The sequence below is a fragment of the Dolomitihabitans soli genome, from assembly GCF_022213955.1.
Lineage (GTDB): Bacteria > Actinomycetota > Actinomycetes > Streptosporangiales > Streptosporangiaceae > Streptosporangium_A > Streptosporangium_A soli.
Genome location: NZ_JAKNTW010000001.1, coordinates 1,043,702 through 1,058,175, shown reverse-complemented (window position 1 = coordinate 1,058,175; position 14,474 = coordinate 1,043,702). Strand labels below are relative to the sequence as shown.

The following is a 14,474-nucleotide window of genomic DNA, read 5'->3' as shown; positions in this document are numbered from 1 at the left end:
AGGCCGGTGTGGCGGGGCGGAAGGCGCGGATCGATCGGGCCGAACTAGGACGGCTCGTGGCGGAGGGCCGGTCGGTGCGGGAGATCGCCGAGCACTTCGGGGTGTCCGAATCCGGGGTGTTGCAGGCGAAACGGAGCGCCGGGCTGGCCAAACCGATGCTCGACCATCGGGCCGCCCTCCCGTGGACGCTCAGCCGCGAGCACTCCCAGTCGGGGCCCGCGACGAATCTCCGCAACCTGTCCGCCCTGGCCCAAGGGCGTGAGTTGCCCGCCGATCGGGCGAACACCGCGCTGCGCTGGGCGCAGCGACTCGTCGCCGACGGGCTCGACATCGGCTACAGCCCCCGCGACGGGTTCACGGAGCAGCCGGCGGCTGCGACCGGCTCGCACATCGCGACGGTCCTCACCGCCGCCCGCCGCGCGCTGGAGGCGAGCGAACGCCCAGGGAGTTCTTGAGCGAGCCGCCGCCCGCCGGGCGCCTCGGGTGACGCGACGCGGGAGCGAGAGCCTCCGGCGCCGCCGGAGGCGCGACCGCGCCGGAGCGGGAACGGCACAGCACGGCGAGCCGGGCTGGACCTGGCAGCGCGGGCAGGGATGGCGCTCGACGTCGTCGGCGTCGGGATCAGGCCGGGCCGTCGCGGTAGAGCGGGATCAGGCCGGGCCGTCGCGGTAGAGCGGGATCAGGCCGGGCCGTCGCGGTAGAGATGACGGGTCTCGGTCGTTTCCCTGTGCAGGTGGGGGCGGGTCTCGTCGACGTGGTTCTCGCGGTGGACGTGGGCGTGCGGCTCGCCCTCGACGGCGCCGTCAGTGGTGTACATGATGTCCGGCTGGACGACCTCGACGCCGTCCTCGCCCGGCTTGCGGGTGTACATCAGTGTGAGGATGCCGCCGATCGCACCGACCCCCATGAAGATCCATCCGATCATCTGCAGATCGATCCCAGGGACATCCCACTTCACGGCGAAGGCCAGAATCGCACCTATCGCAAAGAATGCCAGGCTGGCTCCGAATCCCATGGCGAACTCCTCCTCATTCGATGGCTGACCCCCCTACCCGCACATCCACTCGTTACGCACTCTTTGCCGGGCGGTGGTTGCGCCCTGTTTCGAGCACGCTTCCCCGGGCAGTGCGCGGTCACGAACGAAACAACATGAATTCGGAGGCAGAACATGTCCACCGAGACCGTGATCTGGGTGGCCGTCGTCATCGCCGCGATCGTGGCGATCCTCACGGTCGGCCTCGTCGTACTCCAGCATCAGCGCCGGCATCGTCTTCGCGAACGCTTCGGCCCCGAGTACGAGCGGACCGTGAACGAGCGCGGCACGCGCCGTGACGCGGAGCAGGAACTGCGCGCCCGTGAGGAGCGGGTCGCCAAGCTCGACATCCGGCCGCTCGCGCCGCAGGCCCGTAAGGACTACGCCAGGCGCTGGGTCGAGGTGCAGGAGCGCTTCGTCGACGCTCCCGGTTACGCCGTGACCGAGGCCGACCAGCTCGTCACAGCGGTCATGACCGACCGGGGCTACCCGACCGGCGAGAAGTTCGAACAGCGGGTGTCCGATCTCTCCGTGACGCACGGCCGTACGCTCGACCGCTACCGCCAGGCGCACGACATCAGCGGCCGCGCCGCCAGGGAGAACTCCTCGACCGAGGAGCTCCGCCAGGCCATGGTCCACTACCGGGCATTGTTCGAGGAGCTGCTCGGCGAGGGTGGCGACCCTGTCACCACCGCCCGCGAGGGCCGGAACGGCACCGCCGCGGGCGACCACGGGACGACGATCCCGGAGCAGCCCGGCGAACCCCGGCACGCCCACGCGCGCCCCGGCGCAGCCGCCCCTGAGACCACCCGCGAACCCACCGCCGAGCGCAATCTCCGAGGACGGTGATCGACCATGAACAAGCGCTTCAACGACGACAGGGACGCCCGCATGCTCGACGACGAGCGCGACGGCCCGGTCCGGAACGACGCAGAACACGACGGCAAGACGGACGACGACCCCACCCGCGCCGGCGACTCGGAGATCCCGAACCAGCGGGAGAACATTCCTCCCGTAGGCGTCCTGCCCGAGGACGACGACCGGCTGGTGGCAGGAGGGCCTCCGGCGTACGGCGAGCGTCCCGCCGACGAGCACGGCACGCAGCCGGTGAGCGCCCCGGAGGCCTACCCGGCGGGGACCGGCACTCCCCACAACGGTCCCGGCCCGGTCCGTTCCCACGACGTGTACGGCGAGCGCGACACGTTCGACGAGGACGTCGGCGCGCTGCCCGAGGACACGCCCGGCGAAGTCCGCAAGGAGGTCGAACCGGACGCCGTCCACCCGACCGGCGTGCCCGGGGAGACGGCCGAGGACCTCTTCCCGCACGACGTGGCGGACGTGCAGCGGCGCTGGCATGACGTGCAGGCGGCGTTCGTCGACGATCCCCGCGCGGCGGTCGAGCACGCGGACGAACTGCTCGGCGAGGTGGTCACGACGATGACCGAGGCGCTGAACTCCCGTACCGGGCGGTTGCAGGACACCTGGAAGAACAGCGGAGAATCCGACACCGAGCAGCTCCGCCTGGCCCTACGCGACTACCGAACCCTGCTGGAGCGCCTGCTCCAGATGTCCGACCACGGAACGAGGTGACCCATGCTCGCGATCATCGCAGCCATCGTCTTCGGTCTCGGCCTGTTATTCGACCTGGTGGACATCCAAGTCGGCGACGGGATCAGCGGCATGACCTTCATGCTGATCGGCCTGTTGCTGCTCGCGCTGCACCAGGCGGGCATCGGTACGAGTAGCTTCCGGAGTTTCGGCGGCCGCAGCCGTGCCCGGCGCTGACACCACACGCGAGAAGGGGCCGTCCCCCCACGGGGCGGCCCCTTCCTCGCGCCACCGGCGAAGGCGGCGGGCGTCAGGCGTGCAGGACCTTCTCGCGCATGGCGCGGCGCTCCTGTTCGGTGGTGCCGGCCCAGATCCCGGCTGCCTGGCCGGTCTCCAGGGCGAAGCGCAGGCAGGGCCCCCGCACGGGGCACTCTCCGCAGATGGCGCGGACCGCTCTGAGCTGTTCGGTGGCGGGAACCGGCCCGATCGGGAAGAAGATCTCCGGATCGGCGTCCATGCACGCCGCTCTCTCTATCCAACTGCTCATTTCTCTCTTCACGAAGACGCTGCTAACCCCGATCGCCGTCGCTAAACCTCGAACCCCATCGTCACGGTGGTTCCCCTGGGGCCGGTGGTGAACGTGATGGAGGTGGCCAGCCGTCTGGCCACCCACAGCCCCATGCCACTGGTGGCGTGGGCGGCGGGCGGGGTTCTCCCAGGCGGGCCGGCGGGATGCCAGTGGCCCTCGTCGTGGACCTCGACGACGATGCGGTCCGACATGGCGAACAGGCGGATCTGCGCCTTGCCGTCGCCGTGGGTGACGGCGTTGGTGGTGACCTCGTTCACGGCGACGAGGAAGTCGCCGACCAGTGCGTCGGGCATGCCGTTGCGCGTGGCGTAGCCGGCGGCGTGGTCGCGGACCTCGGGGAGGTCGGGCAACCCGAAGGCGAGCTCTCTGGCCTCGGCACCAGGAAGAAGCCGTTCGTGCGGAGCCGCGCCCTCGTTCACCCGGTAACCGCCTCCCACCTGGCACGGTGGCCACCGCGTGGACAGCGGTGGAGCCGTCCACGCACGTATCCATCTAACGTTCATGTGCCCTGCGCCCCTGCGTCTCCCGCCGCAGCGCGCCCTGAATCCGTTGGGTGCCCCGTATCCGCTGAATTACTCGGCATCATGCGACAAGTTCCGCGCGAAGCCGGTCGAGGACCTTCCTCAGGATGCGGGAGACGTGCATCTGCGAAATGTCGAACTCGGCGGCGATCTCCGCCTGCGTCATATTGCCGAAGAACCGTAGCAGCAGGATGTTCTTCTCCCGCGGCGGAAGCCCGTCGATGAGCGGTTTCACGGCTTCCCGGTCGACGAGGGCGCTCATCGCGTCGTCGTCCTCCGGGATGAGGTCTCCGAGTGCCGCGGCGTCGTCGTCCCCGCCCAGCGGGGCGTCGAGCGACAGGGTGCTGTAGGCGGCGGAGGCGTCCAGCGTGAGCAGGACGTCCTCCTCGGAGATGTTCATCTTCGCGGCCAGCTCGGCGACCGTGGGGGAACGGCGGAGTTCCTGGCTGAGGTCGGCGACGAGGCGGTTGAGCTCGGAACGGCGTTCCTGGTAGAGGCGGGGTACCCGGATGGCCCAGGTGCGGTCGCGGAAGTGCCGCTTGACCTCACCGGTCATCGTGACCACCGCGTAGCCTCTGAAGGCGTGGCCGAGGGACGGGTCGAAGCCGTTGACGGCCTTCATCAGGCCGACGTACGCGGCCTGCAGCAGGTCCTCCAGCGGCTCCCCGCGGTAGCGGTAGCGGCGGGCGATCTCCATGGCCAGCGGCCGGTGCATCTCGACTATGCGCTCACGCAGGCGCTCCCTGCGGCACTCCTCGACGCCGGGGCTCGCCGCCTCCGCCAGAAGTTCTTCGGCGGTGAGGTCGTCGATATCGCGCGCAATCTCCTGGACAGCCATTGCCGCTCCTCGATATGGGGTGGCAGGCGCGGCGTCCACGGAAAGCCCACGCAGACAGCCCGCCTCGCAGATGTTCGAGACGAGGCCCGCTGCTGGACCTCGGCACCCAGCATTCCCCGCTGCGGCTCGGTTATTCCCCCGGGAGCGAGAGTATTTCCAACGTCCAGAGGTCAGTAAGGTTGCTCTTGGCCCATCACGCGGGGCTGGCGCCATGCGCCATGGAATTGGCGAGGAGGCGCTCGGTGGGCAGGTCAGACAATCCAGAGAGATCCGCTGCACTCACCCTCAGCTCGACGCTCGCGGGCGGGCTCGTGGTGGTCAAGGTGGACGGCATCCTCGACGCGACGACCAGGAACCAGTTCGCGACGTATCTCGCCGAAACGGTCGAGGAACGGGGTCCCGGCATGATCCTCGACCTGGAGGGCGTGTCGTTCATGGACTCCCGGGCGCTGGGCCTGATCGTGCACCAGTGGCAGGTGAGCACCGCGGCGCAGGGCGGGTTCGCGTTGGTCGGCGTGCAGTACGCGAAGACGAAGGTGATGTGGGTCACCGGCCTGGCGCAGCGCCTGCCGCTCTACGACTCGCTGGACGAAGCCCTGGCGGCGATCGGGAGCTAGCCGGCCCCCGCCGCCGGCATGGACTGGTTGACGCCCTTCCCCTCGCGGTGCTCGTTGACGAGGAGCCGCGCCAGGTCGGCCACCTTCACCTGGTGATGCTGGGAAACCCGGCGCAACTCGTCGAAGGCCTCGTCGGCGGAGCAGCCGTTGGCCTGCATGATGATCCCCTTGGCCTGGTCGATGATGGCCCGGCCCGCCAGCGCCTCCTGCATCTGCGCGGCGCCGGTGCGCATCTCCTCGAAGTCCCACATGTTGCCGAGGGCCACCGTGGCCTGCTCGGTGAGCATCTGCGACAGCGGCGTCACCGCCTCGGTGGGGAACGCGCCCGGCCGTACGGAGAACAGGACGAGGACCAGCAGCGCCGGCTCGGCCACGATGGGGATGGCGAGCACCGAACGCACCCCGCAGCGGGTGGCCATCCCGGCGTATCTCGGCCAGCGCCGCTCGCTGAGCACGTCGGGGATCATCACGTGGCCGCCGGTCGCCCTCGCCTCACGCGCCGGTCCCTCGCCGATGACGTCCTCGCTCTCGGCCAGCATGATGAGCTCGCTGTGCGAGGCGGACAACAGGACGCGGTCGTCGCGCCACAGTTCGGCGGATCCGCCCGAGCAGCCGGGGACGCCCCCGACCAGAGAGGCGGTGAAGCCGCGGAGCACGCTCTCGCTGGAGGTGTCCTCGCTGACCCGGCCGAGGGCCGCCAGCTCGCGGGCAAGGGCGGGTGTGATCAATCCGGTGGTCTCCATGACGCAGTGTCCCCTTCCCGCCGTTCATAGATTAATCCCAGGATCGAACGCATCTCACAAGTGGCGTAGCGTCTACGGAAGAACGACTCTTATCGCAGAGGATGTGAATTGGCCGATCCCGGTGGTCTCTCGGCTCTGGAACACGCGGTGCGCAAGCTCACCGCGCGCGTCTCGTCGTTGCGCGAGGCCAGGTCGTCCTATCCCGGCGACCCCGGCTCCACCCTCGACGCCGCGCTGGCCGAGCTGGCGACCGCGGGCGAGCTGCTGGAGGCGGCGCTCGGCGAACTGCGCAGGTCTCCGCAGCGTGGCGGCGGCGGGCGCGAGGTCGGCGGCATGCGCGAGCAGAAGCTCATGCGGCAGATCTTCCGTTCCTTCCCGGTGCCCGTGATCATCATGGACAGCGGCGGCGTGGTGCGCAGGATCAACGCGGAGACCTCGCGGATGCTGGGCAGCCCCGCCGGTTACCTGATCGGGCGGCCGTTTCCGCTGCTCGTCGATGTGGCGAGGCGGGCCGCGTTCCGTTCGCACCTGAGCGCCGTGCAGCGCCGCGGGGAGGCCGCGTCCTTCCAGACCCGGCTCTCGCACCAGGGCAGGGCGCACACCGTGCAGCTCGCCCTGACCAAGCTGTCGATGCCGGGCGAGCCGCAGGAGATGATCGCGGTCGTCGCGCTGCCCATCGAGGTGCAGTTGCCCGAGCGGCCCGCCGGCCGGGTCGAGCTGTCCGACGCGGCCCTGCTGATGGCCTCGGCACGCCGTAAGGAGCTGCTGGCCCGGATGGCGCGGCTGCTGCTCGACGAGGAGAGCCTGCGCCAGCCGGTGGCGCTGGCCAGGGCGGCGCGGCTGCTCGCCACGGAGACCGCCGACTGGGTCGTGGTCGACGTCGTGCGTGACGGCGTCCCGCTGCGCACGACCGTCCTCGGTCCCTCCGACCAGCCCGTGGGCGAGCAGGTGCGGATGATCGAGCGAATGGATCCCTCGGCGTCGCCGGTCATCGCGCAGGTGCTGGCTCAGGGGTCGGGGCTGGTGCAGGAGATGGTCGAGGACGAGACGGTCTTCGGCGAGGCGCCCGACGGGACACCGCTGCTGCGGTCGATCGGCGCCGGTTCCCTGCTGTGCGTCCCGATCCAGGGCGACGGCGCTCCCCAGGGCGCGCTGACCCTCGTACGGCTCGGCGCGAAGGAGTCGTTCACCCTGGCCGACCTCGGCCTGATGGAGGAGATCGGCGCCCACCTGGGGCTGGCGCTGCGGGCACAGCGCACCTTCCAGACCAGGAGCGAGGCGGTCGTCGCGCTGCGGACCAGCGTGGCCCCGCGAAACCTGCCCGACATCCCCGGGTTCGAGGCCGCCGCGATCTACCTCTCCGGGTCGGGTTCGGCGTCGGTCGGCGCGGAGTTCTACGACGTCTTCCCCGTCAAGGAGGGCTGGGGGTTCGCGCTGGGCGGGGCGTGCGGCAAGGGCGAGGAGGCCGTGGCCGTCAGCGCCCTGGTCAGGAACGGCCTGCGGGTGCTCGGCGCCTGGGAGTCCGATCCCGGCGAGGCGATCAGGAAGGTGAACCAGGCGCTGCTCATGCAGGGCAGCGGCATGTTCGTGATGGCGCTGTCCGGTTACGTACGGTCGCGTGACCGGGGGCGGCGGATCCGGCTGGCCTCGGCCGGTCACCACCCCGCGGCTCTCCTGCAACCCGACGGTGGGGTGCGGTTCGCGACGGGCGGCGGGGTGCCGCTGGGCATCGACGACGAGACCGAGATGGGCACCGAGGAGCTCACGCTGACTCCGGGCGAGACCCTGGTCTTCTACTCCGACGGTGTCGTCGCCTCCCGTGATGACAAGGGCGAACCCTATGGTGAGGACCGTCTCACCGATGTGCTCGCCCGATGCGCCGCACAGTCGCCGGCCACTCTGGTCAAGGCGATCGAGGAGGATCGCAACGCTTTCTCCGGCGGGCGGTTCTACGACGAGATCGTGATCTTGGCGCTCCGGGTCGTGTGAGCCGAGACCTGGGTCACCATGGCGAACAACGACTACGATCAGTAGTCGTCAACCCAGGACGCGGTGTCGGCACCCAGCGGGATTCACAGGAGAAGTGGACATGGGTCTAGAATTCGACGGCGCTCTGCTCCGCATACGGGTCACCGCGGAGCCTCCGGGCCTGCGGGTCGAGGGCGAGGTCGACCTGAACAACCTCGCGGCATTCACCGAGTCGCTCACCGAGGCGGTCAAGCGGATGCCCGGCGACGTCCACCTGGACCTGGCGGAGCTGAGCTTCATCGACCTGGCGGGGCTGCGGGTGATCGCCGACACCGCCACCGCATTGTGTGACGGGAGAAACCTGGTGCTCGCTCCCGTCGCCCCGCACGTACACCACCTCATCAAGATGATCGGCTGGGACGCGACCCCCGGGCTGCGCCTCGCCGGGGAGGAGGTCTCATGACCACTTTCCTCCACCAGGCCACCGTCTACGACTCCGACGAGCAGTTCCTCCGCATGGCGTTGCCGTTCGTCGCGGACGGGCTCGCCCTGAACGAGGCGGTGATGGTGACCACCACCCCCGCCAACCTGGAGTTGCTCGCCGACGCGCTCGGCGCGGACGGACGCCTGGTCGACTACGCGGAGACGGCCTACCTCGGCCGGCGCACCGTCGGCCGTACCACCGCCTTCTGGCGCTACTGGCAGCGCAGGGGGCCGGGCAGGGTGCGTGTCCTCGCCGAGCCCGTCTGGGCGGGCCGTACGGCGCACGACGTCGCGTCGTGGCAGCGTATGGAGTCGGGTCTCAACCTCCTTCTGGCCGGCACCGACCTGTGGATGATCTGCCCCTATGACGCCAGGCAGTTGAGCGGCGACATGCTGGACGCGGCGCGGCGCACGCATCCGTCGCTCTGCGAGGACGGCCGCGCGGCGCTGCCCAGCGGGCGGTACGCCGACCCCGCCGCCTTCATCCGCGAGTGTGACGCCGCCATGCCGATGCCCGGCGCGCCGTCGGACGCCGCCTCCGCGGTGCTGGGCGATCTGGCGGCGCTGCGGGAGTTCGTGATGGGGCAGGCGGGTGTGCGGGGGCTCGTGGGCCCGCGTGCCACCGGGTTCACCGTTGCGGCGAACGAGGTCGCGACGTTCCTCCGCGTCGGCGCGGGCAGGCCGCTGTCCGTGTGGCTGTGGGAACGGCTCGGGGCCGTCTTCTGCGATCTGCGGGTCGAGGGCGTCGTGGAAGCCGATCCGATGGCCGGTTTTCTGCCCCCCGAGCGCAGGCCGGCGCCCGGCGACGGCATCTGGCTGGCCAGGCAGTTCTGCGACCAGGTGGAGATCCGGCCGGACGAGAAAGGGTGCACGATCCGCCTCCGGGTGCCGAGCGCCCGCGCGGAAGAGTTCCGACAAATACCCGCGAACTACCTCTATTGAGGTTTGCGAAATCCGCTCGGCTGGGTATGGTCGTTTCATCTGCGGGTGCTTAAGACACAGGCACACCTGACGGAATATGGGCTTTCTACGCGCCCAGTTCGCCCCCGAGGTGTGCCGTGAACATAGCAATCGTCGCCTGTGACGCCACCCGCTCCGAGAACACCGAGCACTCCGATCTCGCCGCCCAGCGCGCCCATCTGATCGCAGTCGCCCGTGAACTCGGCCGAGAGCACCACGTGACCATATACAGCAGGCTCGACTCCCCGGACGGGCGTCGCAAGGCGCGTCTCGCCCAGGGCGTGACCCTCGAACTCCTGCCCGCCGGACCGGCCGAAGACCTCACCGAGGACGGCGTCCTGCCGTACGTGTCCGATCTCGGCGCGCAGCTCATGCGGCGCTGGGGCAGCGACCGGCCGGACGTCATCCACGCCCATTCCTGGAGCGGCGCCCTCGCGGCGATCGCCGGGGCCGAGGGCCTGCACGTCCCCGTCACCCAGACCCTGCCGCGGCTCGCCGCGGTGCCGCGTCCCCGCCAGGCGGACTCCGCGCGGGTACGGCTGGCCCGTGCGATCGGCCGCAGAGCCAACGCGGTGATCGCCGGCTGCGGCGACGAGGAGTCGGAGCTGATCCGGCTCGGCGTACCGAGGCGGACCATCTCCGTGATCCCGTGCGGCGTCGACGTCGAGAAGTTCAGGCGGCAGGGTCCCGCCGCGCAGCGCGGCAAGCGCCCTCGTCTCCTGCACGTCGGCCCGCTCTCGCCGGACAGGGGCGCGCACGCCGCGGTGCGGGCGCTGGAGGGGATTCCCGAGGCCGAGCTCGTCATCGCGGGCGGCCCGCCGGCCGCCGGCCTGGAGAGCGATCCCGAGGCGCTCCGCCTGCGGATCCTCGCCAAGGAGATCGGGGTCGAGAATCGCGTCACCATGCTGGGCCAAGTGCCCGCGGCGACGGTGCCGAAACTGATGCGCGGCGCCGACGTGGTGCTGTCGCTGCCGAGCGAGGCGACCGCGGGAGTCGTCGCCCTTGAGGCGATGGCCTGCGGGGTTCCGGTGATCGCCTCCGCCGTGGGGGCGCATCTCGACGCCGTCCTCGACGGCGTGACGGGCCTGCTCGCGCAGCCCGACCGGCCCGCCCAGGTCGCGCGGCTCGCCCGCGAGCTGCTCGCCGACCCGACCAAGCGTTCGGCGCTGGGCTTCGCCGGAGCGGACCGGGTCCGGTCCCGCTACTCCTACGAGCGGATCAGCCAGGAGCTCCTGCGCGTCTACGAGGACGCCATGCTGGCCGCCGGCTGAGTCACGCGGAGGGCGGAGGCGGCACCGGCCGCCTCCGCCCTCTTCTCGTTCCGGGCCGCGTTCAAGGCCTGCGGGCCATTCTGTGCGCCTTGAGCGCGAGGTGCAGCCGCAGCCGGGTCTCGCCGTCGGCCAGGTCGGCGGCGGCGAGCCGCTCGGCCTTGGCCAGCCGGTAGTAGAGGGTCTGGCGGTGCACGCCGAGCGTGGCGGCGGCCTCCTGGGCGTGGCCGCCGCGGTCGAGGTAGATCTCGACCGTGTGGGCCAGTTCCGGGTGGGCGAGCAGGACCGCCGCCTCCGCCGCCAGCTCACGCAGGTCGTCCTCCGGCAGGCGGGCGAGCATCCGGTAGACGCCCAGTTCCGGCCACGACGCCACGGGGGCGAACGCGGTGACCCGCTCGGCCACGCTGAGCGCCTGTCGCGCCTCCCGCCAGCTCCGCCATGCCTCGCCGGGGTCGTGCCTGGGGCCGCCGGTCCCGGCCGCGGTGCCGTACATCTCCTGGACCCGCGCGGCGACCTCGGACGCCTGGTGGGCGGGGGCGAGCAGCGCGACCGGGTCGCCCGGCTGGGCGAGCACCCCGCGCGGCAGCGTCCACAGCGCGGCCACCGTGTCCCGCGTGCCGCGCACGGCCACCGCGGTGACGGGGCCCGTCAGGCCGAGCGCGCGCAGGTCGAGCACGGCCAGCGCGCCGGCCCGCCGCTCCGGATCGGCCGACAGCAGCTCGCGCAGCGGACGGCCGAGATCCGCCCGGCCGCGCGCCTCCTGGGCGATCGTCGCGGCGGCCCGTGCGACCAGCGGCGCGACCTCCGCCAGCCGGTCGTCGGTGATCGCCCCCGAGTCGAGCAGCCACAGGTAGCCGTACGTCACCCGGGCCCGCCGCAACGGGACGCAGACCCTGGCCAGCACGCCGAGTTCCGCGTCGGCGGGAATCCGGACGGGGCCGGGCGCGGTGGCGATGCCGTACCCCTCGAAGTAGGCGCGGACCTCGTCGGTGGCGCGGCGGCGCAGGATCGACTCCTGGCGGACCTCGTCGATGTCGCCGCTCTGCGCCGCGTACGCGAGCAACCCGAACGCGCGGTCCTCCAGCGTCGCCGAGGCGCCGAGCACCCGCGCCATCTCCTCAACCGACTCCTGAAGATCCACCTGCACCTCTCCATCTTTGTGCATTTGTCTGAAGGGTGCCCACACCGCCCGTGGCGGATGTCCATGGGCCGATCCTGAGCTGCGGTTTTACCCTTGTAACATGCTCGGTTCCGTACTTCTCGCCGGTTCGCGCAGCACGCTCGTACGGCGTGCCGTGTCCGGCTTCCCGCTGTCCCGCAAAGTGGTGAACCGGTTCGTCGCCGGCGAGGACGTCACGAGGGTCATCGCCACGACGCGACGGCTCGGCGACACCGGCCTCGCCGTGACGATCGACCATCTCGGCGAGGAGACCCGCGACTCCGCCGCCGCCGCCCACACGGCCAAGGCGTACGTCACCCTGCTCCACGCGCTGGCCGAGCTGGAGGCGGGCGGGCGCGCCGAGGTGTCGGTGAAGCTGTCGGCGGTCGGGCAGGCCCTGGGCCCGGACGGCGACCGGATCGCCCTCGGCCACGCCAGGGAGATCTGCGGCGCCGCCCGGTCGGCCGGGACGACCGTCACGCTCGACATGGAGGACCACACCACGACCGACTCCACGCTCGGGATCCTGCGCGAACTGCGCGCCGACTTCCCCGGCACCGGCGTGGCCGTCCAGTCCTACCTCTTCCGCACCGAGGGCGACTGCCGTGACCTGGCCGCCGAGGGATCGAGGGTACGGCTGGTCAAGGGCGCCTACGCCGAGCCCGCGTCCGTCGCGCACCAGGGCAGGACCGCGGTCGACCGGGCCTACGTGAGATGCCTGCGCACGCTCATGGCGGGGAAGGGGTATCCCATGGTGGCCACGCACGACGAACGGCTGATCGCGATCACCGAGACGCTGGCCGGCCGGCACGGCCGCGCCCCGGGCGACTACGAGTACCAGATGCTCTACGGGATCCGCGCCGACAAGCAGCAGGCGCTCGCCGGGGCCGGTCACACGGTGCGTGTCTACGTCCCCTACGGCGACGACTGGTACGGCTACTTCATGCGCCGGCTCGCCGAGCGCCCGGCCAACCTGACCTTCTTCCTGCGTTCGCTCACGTCCAAGTAATCGAGGTTCTCAGCATGGATGCCATCAGCAACGTCCCCGTCCCGGCCAACGAGCCGGTGCACGGCTACGCCCCGGGAAGCCCCGAGCGGGCCGCGCTGGAGGGCCGGATCAAGGAGCTGGGTGGCTCCCAGATCGACCTGACCATGACCATCGGCGGTGAGCGCCGGATGGGCGGTGGCGCCCCGATCGAGGTGGTCCAGCCGCACAACAGGACCGCGGTGCTGGGGCACACCGGCGACGCGACGGCCGGCGACGTCCGGGCCGCGATCGACGCGGCGCTCGGCGCGGCCGCGCGGTGGCGCGCGCTGTCCTTCGACGAGCGGGCCGCGGTCTTCCTCAAGGCCGCCGACCTGCTGTCCGGGCCGTGGCGCGCGACGCTGAACGCGGCGACCGTGCTCGGGCAGTCGAAGTCGGCGCAGCAGGCCGAGATCGACGCGGCGTGCGAGTTGATCGACTTTCTGCGGTTCAACGTGAGTTACGCGCGGCAGTTGCTCAACGAGCAGCCGGTCTCGTCGCCCGGGGTGTGGAACCGGCTGGAGTACCGGCCGCTGGAAGGCTTCGTCCTGGCGATCACCCCCTTCAACTTCACCGCCATTGCCGGAAATTTGCCTACAGCACCGGCTTTGATGGGAAATGTCGTCGTCTGGAAGCCTTCACCCACCCAGCAGCTCGCCGCGCACTTCACCATGCGACTGCTGGAGGCCGCCGGGCTTCCCCCCGGTGTGATCAACATGGTCACCGGGAACGGCCAGGCCGTCTCCGAGGTTGCGCTCGCCGACCCGCATCTGGCGGGCGTCCACTTCACCGGCTCCACCGCGACCTTCCAGCACCTGTGGGCGGGCGTCGGCGCCAACATCGGCTCCTATCACGGCTACCCGCGCCTCGTCGGCGAGACCGGCGGCAAGGACTTCGTGCTCGCCCACCCCTCGGCCGACCCGAGTGTCCTGTCCACCGCGCTGATCAGGGGCGCGTTCGAGTATCAGGGCCAGAAGTGCTCGGCCGCCTCGCGGGCCTATGTGCCGCGGTCGCTGTGGAGCCGGATGCGTGATGAGTTCGTCGGGGTCGCCGAGTCGTTGTCGGTGGGCGACGTGGCCGCCGACCTGTCGACGTTCATGGGCGCGGTCATCGACGAGCGCGCCTTCGCCAAGCACCGGACCGCCATCGACCGGGCCCGCTCCTCCGCCACGATCGACCTGCTCACCGGCTCCTACGACGACAGCGCCGGCTTCTTCGTCAAGCCGACCGTGCTGGAGTGCGCCGACCCCACCGACGAGATCTTCGTCAAGGAGTACTTCGGCCCGATCCTGGCCCTGCACGTCTACGACGACGCCGACTACGACACCGTCCTCGACCAGATGGAGAGCGCCTCGCCGTACGCCCTGACCGGCGCGATCATCGCTCAGGACCGCCACGCCATCGCGTCGGCGGCCGACCGTCTCCGCTTCGCCGCGGGCAACTTCTACATCAACGACAAGCCCACCGGGGCCGTCGTCGGCCAGCAGCCCTTCGGCGGCGCCCGCTCCTCGGGCACCAACGACAAGGCGGGCTCCATCTTCAACCTCATCCGCTGGGTCAACGCCCGCACCATCAAGGAGACCTTCACCTCCCCGGTCGTCCTGCCGCCGTACCGGGGCGACATCCCGCAGACCGGCTGGCAGCAGCCCGACCTCGGGCAACTCGGCTACTAGGGAAACGCCTCCCGGCCACGACGACGCCCGGGGCCGCTGCCGTCATCCTG

The 14,474-nt window shown here is 70.9% G+C and carries 17 protein-coding genes; 11 read left to right on the top strand and 6 right to left on the bottom strand.

From position 1 onward, the window contains the following. Positions 1 to 8 precede the first annotated feature (8 nt). Complete coding sequence (locus MBA17_RS04805; RefSeq protein WP_238494986.1) at positions 9 to 455, top strand: helix-turn-helix domain-containing protein; 447 nt, start codon at positions 9 to 11, stop codon at positions 453 to 455. Between the two features lie 224 nt (positions 456 to 679). Here MBA17_RS04805 and MBA17_RS04800 read toward each other — a convergent pair whose 3' ends face one another. Continuing rightward, on the bottom strand, positions 680 to 1,015 hold the full coding sequence (locus tag MBA17_RS04800) for a DUF6458 family protein (protein WP_274384800.1): 336 nt from the start codon (positions 1,013 to 1,015) through the stop codon (positions 680 to 682). Between the two features lie 153 nt (positions 1,016 to 1,168). Here MBA17_RS04800 and MBA17_RS04795 point away from each other — a divergent pair, with 153 nt between their 5' ends. Genes MBA17_RS04795 through MBA17_RS04785 form a run of 3 tightly spaced genes read left to right on the top strand, consistent with a single transcriptional unit; the run spans position 1,169 to position 2,818 of the window. Beyond that, entirely contained in the window at positions 1,169 to 1,882 is a 714-nt protein-coding gene (locus MBA17_RS04795; RefSeq protein ID WP_238494984.1) for a hypothetical protein, read from the top strand. Between the two features lie 6 nt (positions 1,883 to 1,888). Further along, entirely contained in the window at positions 1,889 to 2,623 is a 735-nt protein-coding gene (locus MBA17_RS04790; protein WP_238494983.1) for a hypothetical protein, read from the top strand. Between the two features lie 3 nt (positions 2,624 to 2,626). Beyond that, positions 2,627 to 2,818 (top strand): hypothetical protein, encoded by a 192-nt coding sequence (locus MBA17_RS04785; protein WP_238494982.1) that lies wholly within the window; start codon positions 2,627 to 2,629, stop codon positions 2,816 to 2,818. A gap of 73 nt (positions 2,819 to 2,891) precedes the next feature. On the opposite strand, the gene MBA17_RS04780 is transcribed toward MBA17_RS04785, so the two are convergent. The 3 genes from MBA17_RS04780 to MBA17_RS04770 form a co-directional block, all read right to left on the bottom strand. Next, positions 2,892 to 3,128 carry a WhiB family transcriptional regulator gene (locus MBA17_RS04780; RefSeq protein WP_274384799.1) on the bottom strand — a complete coding sequence of 79 codons (237 nt, stop codon included), beginning with the start codon at positions 3,126 to 3,128 and terminating at the stop codon, positions 2,892 to 2,894. Between the two features lie 41 nt (positions 3,129 to 3,169). Further along, positions 3,170 to 3,589: an ATP-binding protein gene (locus tag MBA17_RS04775; protein ID WP_238494980.1), complete on the bottom strand. Its 420-nt coding sequence runs from the start codon at positions 3,587 to 3,589 to the stop codon at positions 3,170 to 3,172. A 163-nt stretch (positions 3,590 to 3,752) separates the two neighbouring features. Next, positions 3,753 to 4,529 (bottom strand): SigB/SigF/SigG family RNA polymerase sigma factor, encoded by a 777-nt coding sequence (locus MBA17_RS04770; protein ID WP_238494979.1) that lies wholly within the window; start codon positions 4,527 to 4,529, stop codon positions 3,753 to 3,755. Between the two features lie 242 nt (positions 4,530 to 4,771). On the opposite strand from MBA17_RS04770, the gene MBA17_RS04765 reads away from it, so the two are divergent. After that, entirely contained in the window at positions 4,772 to 5,146 is a 375-nt protein-coding gene (locus MBA17_RS04765) for an STAS domain-containing protein (RefSeq protein WP_238494978.1), read from the top strand. On the opposite strand, the gene MBA17_RS04760 is transcribed toward MBA17_RS04765, so the two are convergent. Then, positions 5,143 to 5,889, bottom strand: a complete 747-nt coding sequence (locus MBA17_RS04760) for a GAF and ANTAR domain-containing protein (protein ID WP_238494977.1) — start codon at positions 5,887 to 5,889, stop codon at positions 5,143 to 5,145. The genes MBA17_RS04765 and MBA17_RS04760 overlap by 4 nt on opposite strands. 108 nt (positions 5,890 to 5,997) lie before the next feature. On the opposite strand from MBA17_RS04760, the gene MBA17_RS04755 reads away from it, so the two are divergent. From MBA17_RS04755 to MBA17_RS04740, 4 genes are all read left to right on the top strand, one after another. Continuing rightward, positions 5,998 to 7,878 carry a PP2C family protein-serine/threonine phosphatase gene (locus MBA17_RS04755; RefSeq protein ID WP_238494976.1) on the top strand — a complete coding sequence of 627 codons (1,881 nt, stop codon included), beginning with the start codon at positions 5,998 to 6,000 and terminating at the stop codon, positions 7,876 to 7,878. Positions 7,879 to 7,978: 100 nt separating this feature from the next. Continuing rightward, positions 7,979 to 8,320 (top strand): STAS domain-containing protein, encoded by a 342-nt coding sequence (locus MBA17_RS04750; RefSeq protein ID WP_238494975.1) that lies wholly within the window; start codon positions 7,979 to 7,981, stop codon positions 8,318 to 8,320. Continuing rightward, positions 8,317 to 9,282, top strand: a complete 966-nt coding sequence (locus MBA17_RS04745) for an anti-sigma factor RsbA family regulatory protein (protein ID WP_238494974.1) — start codon at positions 8,317 to 8,319, stop codon at positions 9,280 to 9,282. The genes MBA17_RS04750 and MBA17_RS04745 overlap by 4 nt, the downstream gene beginning before the upstream one ends. A 116-nt stretch (positions 9,283 to 9,398) precedes the next feature. Beyond that, positions 9,399 to 10,571: a glycosyltransferase gene (locus tag MBA17_RS04740; RefSeq protein WP_238494973.1), complete on the top strand. Its 1,173-nt coding sequence runs from the start codon at positions 9,399 to 9,401 to the stop codon at positions 10,569 to 10,571. A gap of 61 nt (positions 10,572 to 10,632) precedes the next feature. Here the strand turns inward: MBA17_RS04740 and MBA17_RS04735 are convergent, their stop codons facing one another. Next, positions 10,633 to 11,733 (bottom strand): PucR family transcriptional regulator, encoded by a 1,101-nt coding sequence (locus MBA17_RS04735; protein WP_238494972.1) that lies wholly within the window; start codon positions 11,731 to 11,733, stop codon positions 10,633 to 10,635. Between the two features lie 76 nt (positions 11,734 to 11,809). Here MBA17_RS04735 and MBA17_RS04730 point away from each other — a divergent pair, with 76 nt between their 5' ends. Both MBA17_RS04730 and pruA read left to right on the top strand, forming a co-directional pair. Continuing rightward, positions 11,810 to 12,736, top strand: coding sequence for a proline dehydrogenase family protein (locus MBA17_RS04730; protein ID WP_238494971.1), 927 nt, complete (start codon positions 11,810 to 11,812; stop codon positions 12,734 to 12,736). A gap of 14 nt (positions 12,737 to 12,750) precedes the next feature. Beyond that, a complete protein-coding gene (gene pruA / locus MBA17_RS04725; protein WP_238494970.1) occupies positions 12,751 to 14,424 on the top strand; it encodes an L-glutamate gamma-semialdehyde dehydrogenase in 1,674 nt (557 codons plus the stop codon). Positions 14,425 to 14,474 lie beyond the last annotated feature (50 nt).

Excerpts from the sequence above, each read along its gene's own strand:
- MBA17_RS04790 (WP_238494983.1), top strand. The coding sequence starts at position 1,889 with ATGAACAAGCGCTTCAACGACGACAGGGACGCCCGCATGCTCGACGAC.
- MBA17_RS04795 (WP_238494984.1), top strand. The coding sequence starts at position 1,169 with ATGTCCACCGAGACCGTGATCTGGGTGGCCGTCGTCATCGCCGCGATC.
- pruA (WP_238494970.1), top strand. The coding sequence starts at position 12,751 with ATGGATGCCATCAGCAACGTCCCCGTCCCGGCCAACGAGCCGGTGCAC.
- MBA17_RS04745 (WP_238494974.1), top strand. The coding sequence starts at position 8,317 with ATGACCACTTTCCTCCACCAGGCCACCGTCTACGACTCCGACGAGCAG.
- MBA17_RS04730 (WP_238494971.1), top strand. The coding sequence starts at position 11,810 with ATGCTCGGTTCCGTACTTCTCGCCGGTTCGCGCAGCACGCTCGTACGG.
- MBA17_RS04780 (WP_274384799.1), bottom strand. The coding sequence starts at position 3,128 with ATGAGCAGTTGGATAGAGAGAGCGGCGTGCATGGACGCCGATCCGGAG.
- MBA17_RS04785 (WP_238494982.1), top strand. The coding sequence starts at position 2,627 with ATGCTCGCGATCATCGCAGCCATCGTCTTCGGTCTCGGCCTGTTATTC.
- MBA17_RS04770 (WP_238494979.1), bottom strand. The coding sequence starts at position 4,529 with ATGGCTGTCCAGGAGATTGCGCGCGATATCGACGACCTCACCGCCGAA.
- MBA17_RS04735 (WP_238494972.1), bottom strand. The coding sequence starts at position 11,733 with ATGCACAAAGATGGAGAGGTGCAGGTGGATCTTCAGGAGTCGGTTGAG.
- MBA17_RS04750 (WP_238494975.1), top strand. The coding sequence starts at position 7,979 with ATGGGTCTAGAATTCGACGGCGCTCTGCTCCGCATACGGGTCACCGCG.
- MBA17_RS04760 (WP_238494977.1), bottom strand. The coding sequence starts at position 5,889 with ATGGAGACCACCGGATTGATCACACCCGCCCTTGCCCGCGAGCTGGCG.
- MBA17_RS04800 (WP_274384800.1), bottom strand. The coding sequence starts at position 1,015 with ATGGGATTCGGAGCCAGCCTGGCATTCTTTGCGATAGGTGCGATTCTG.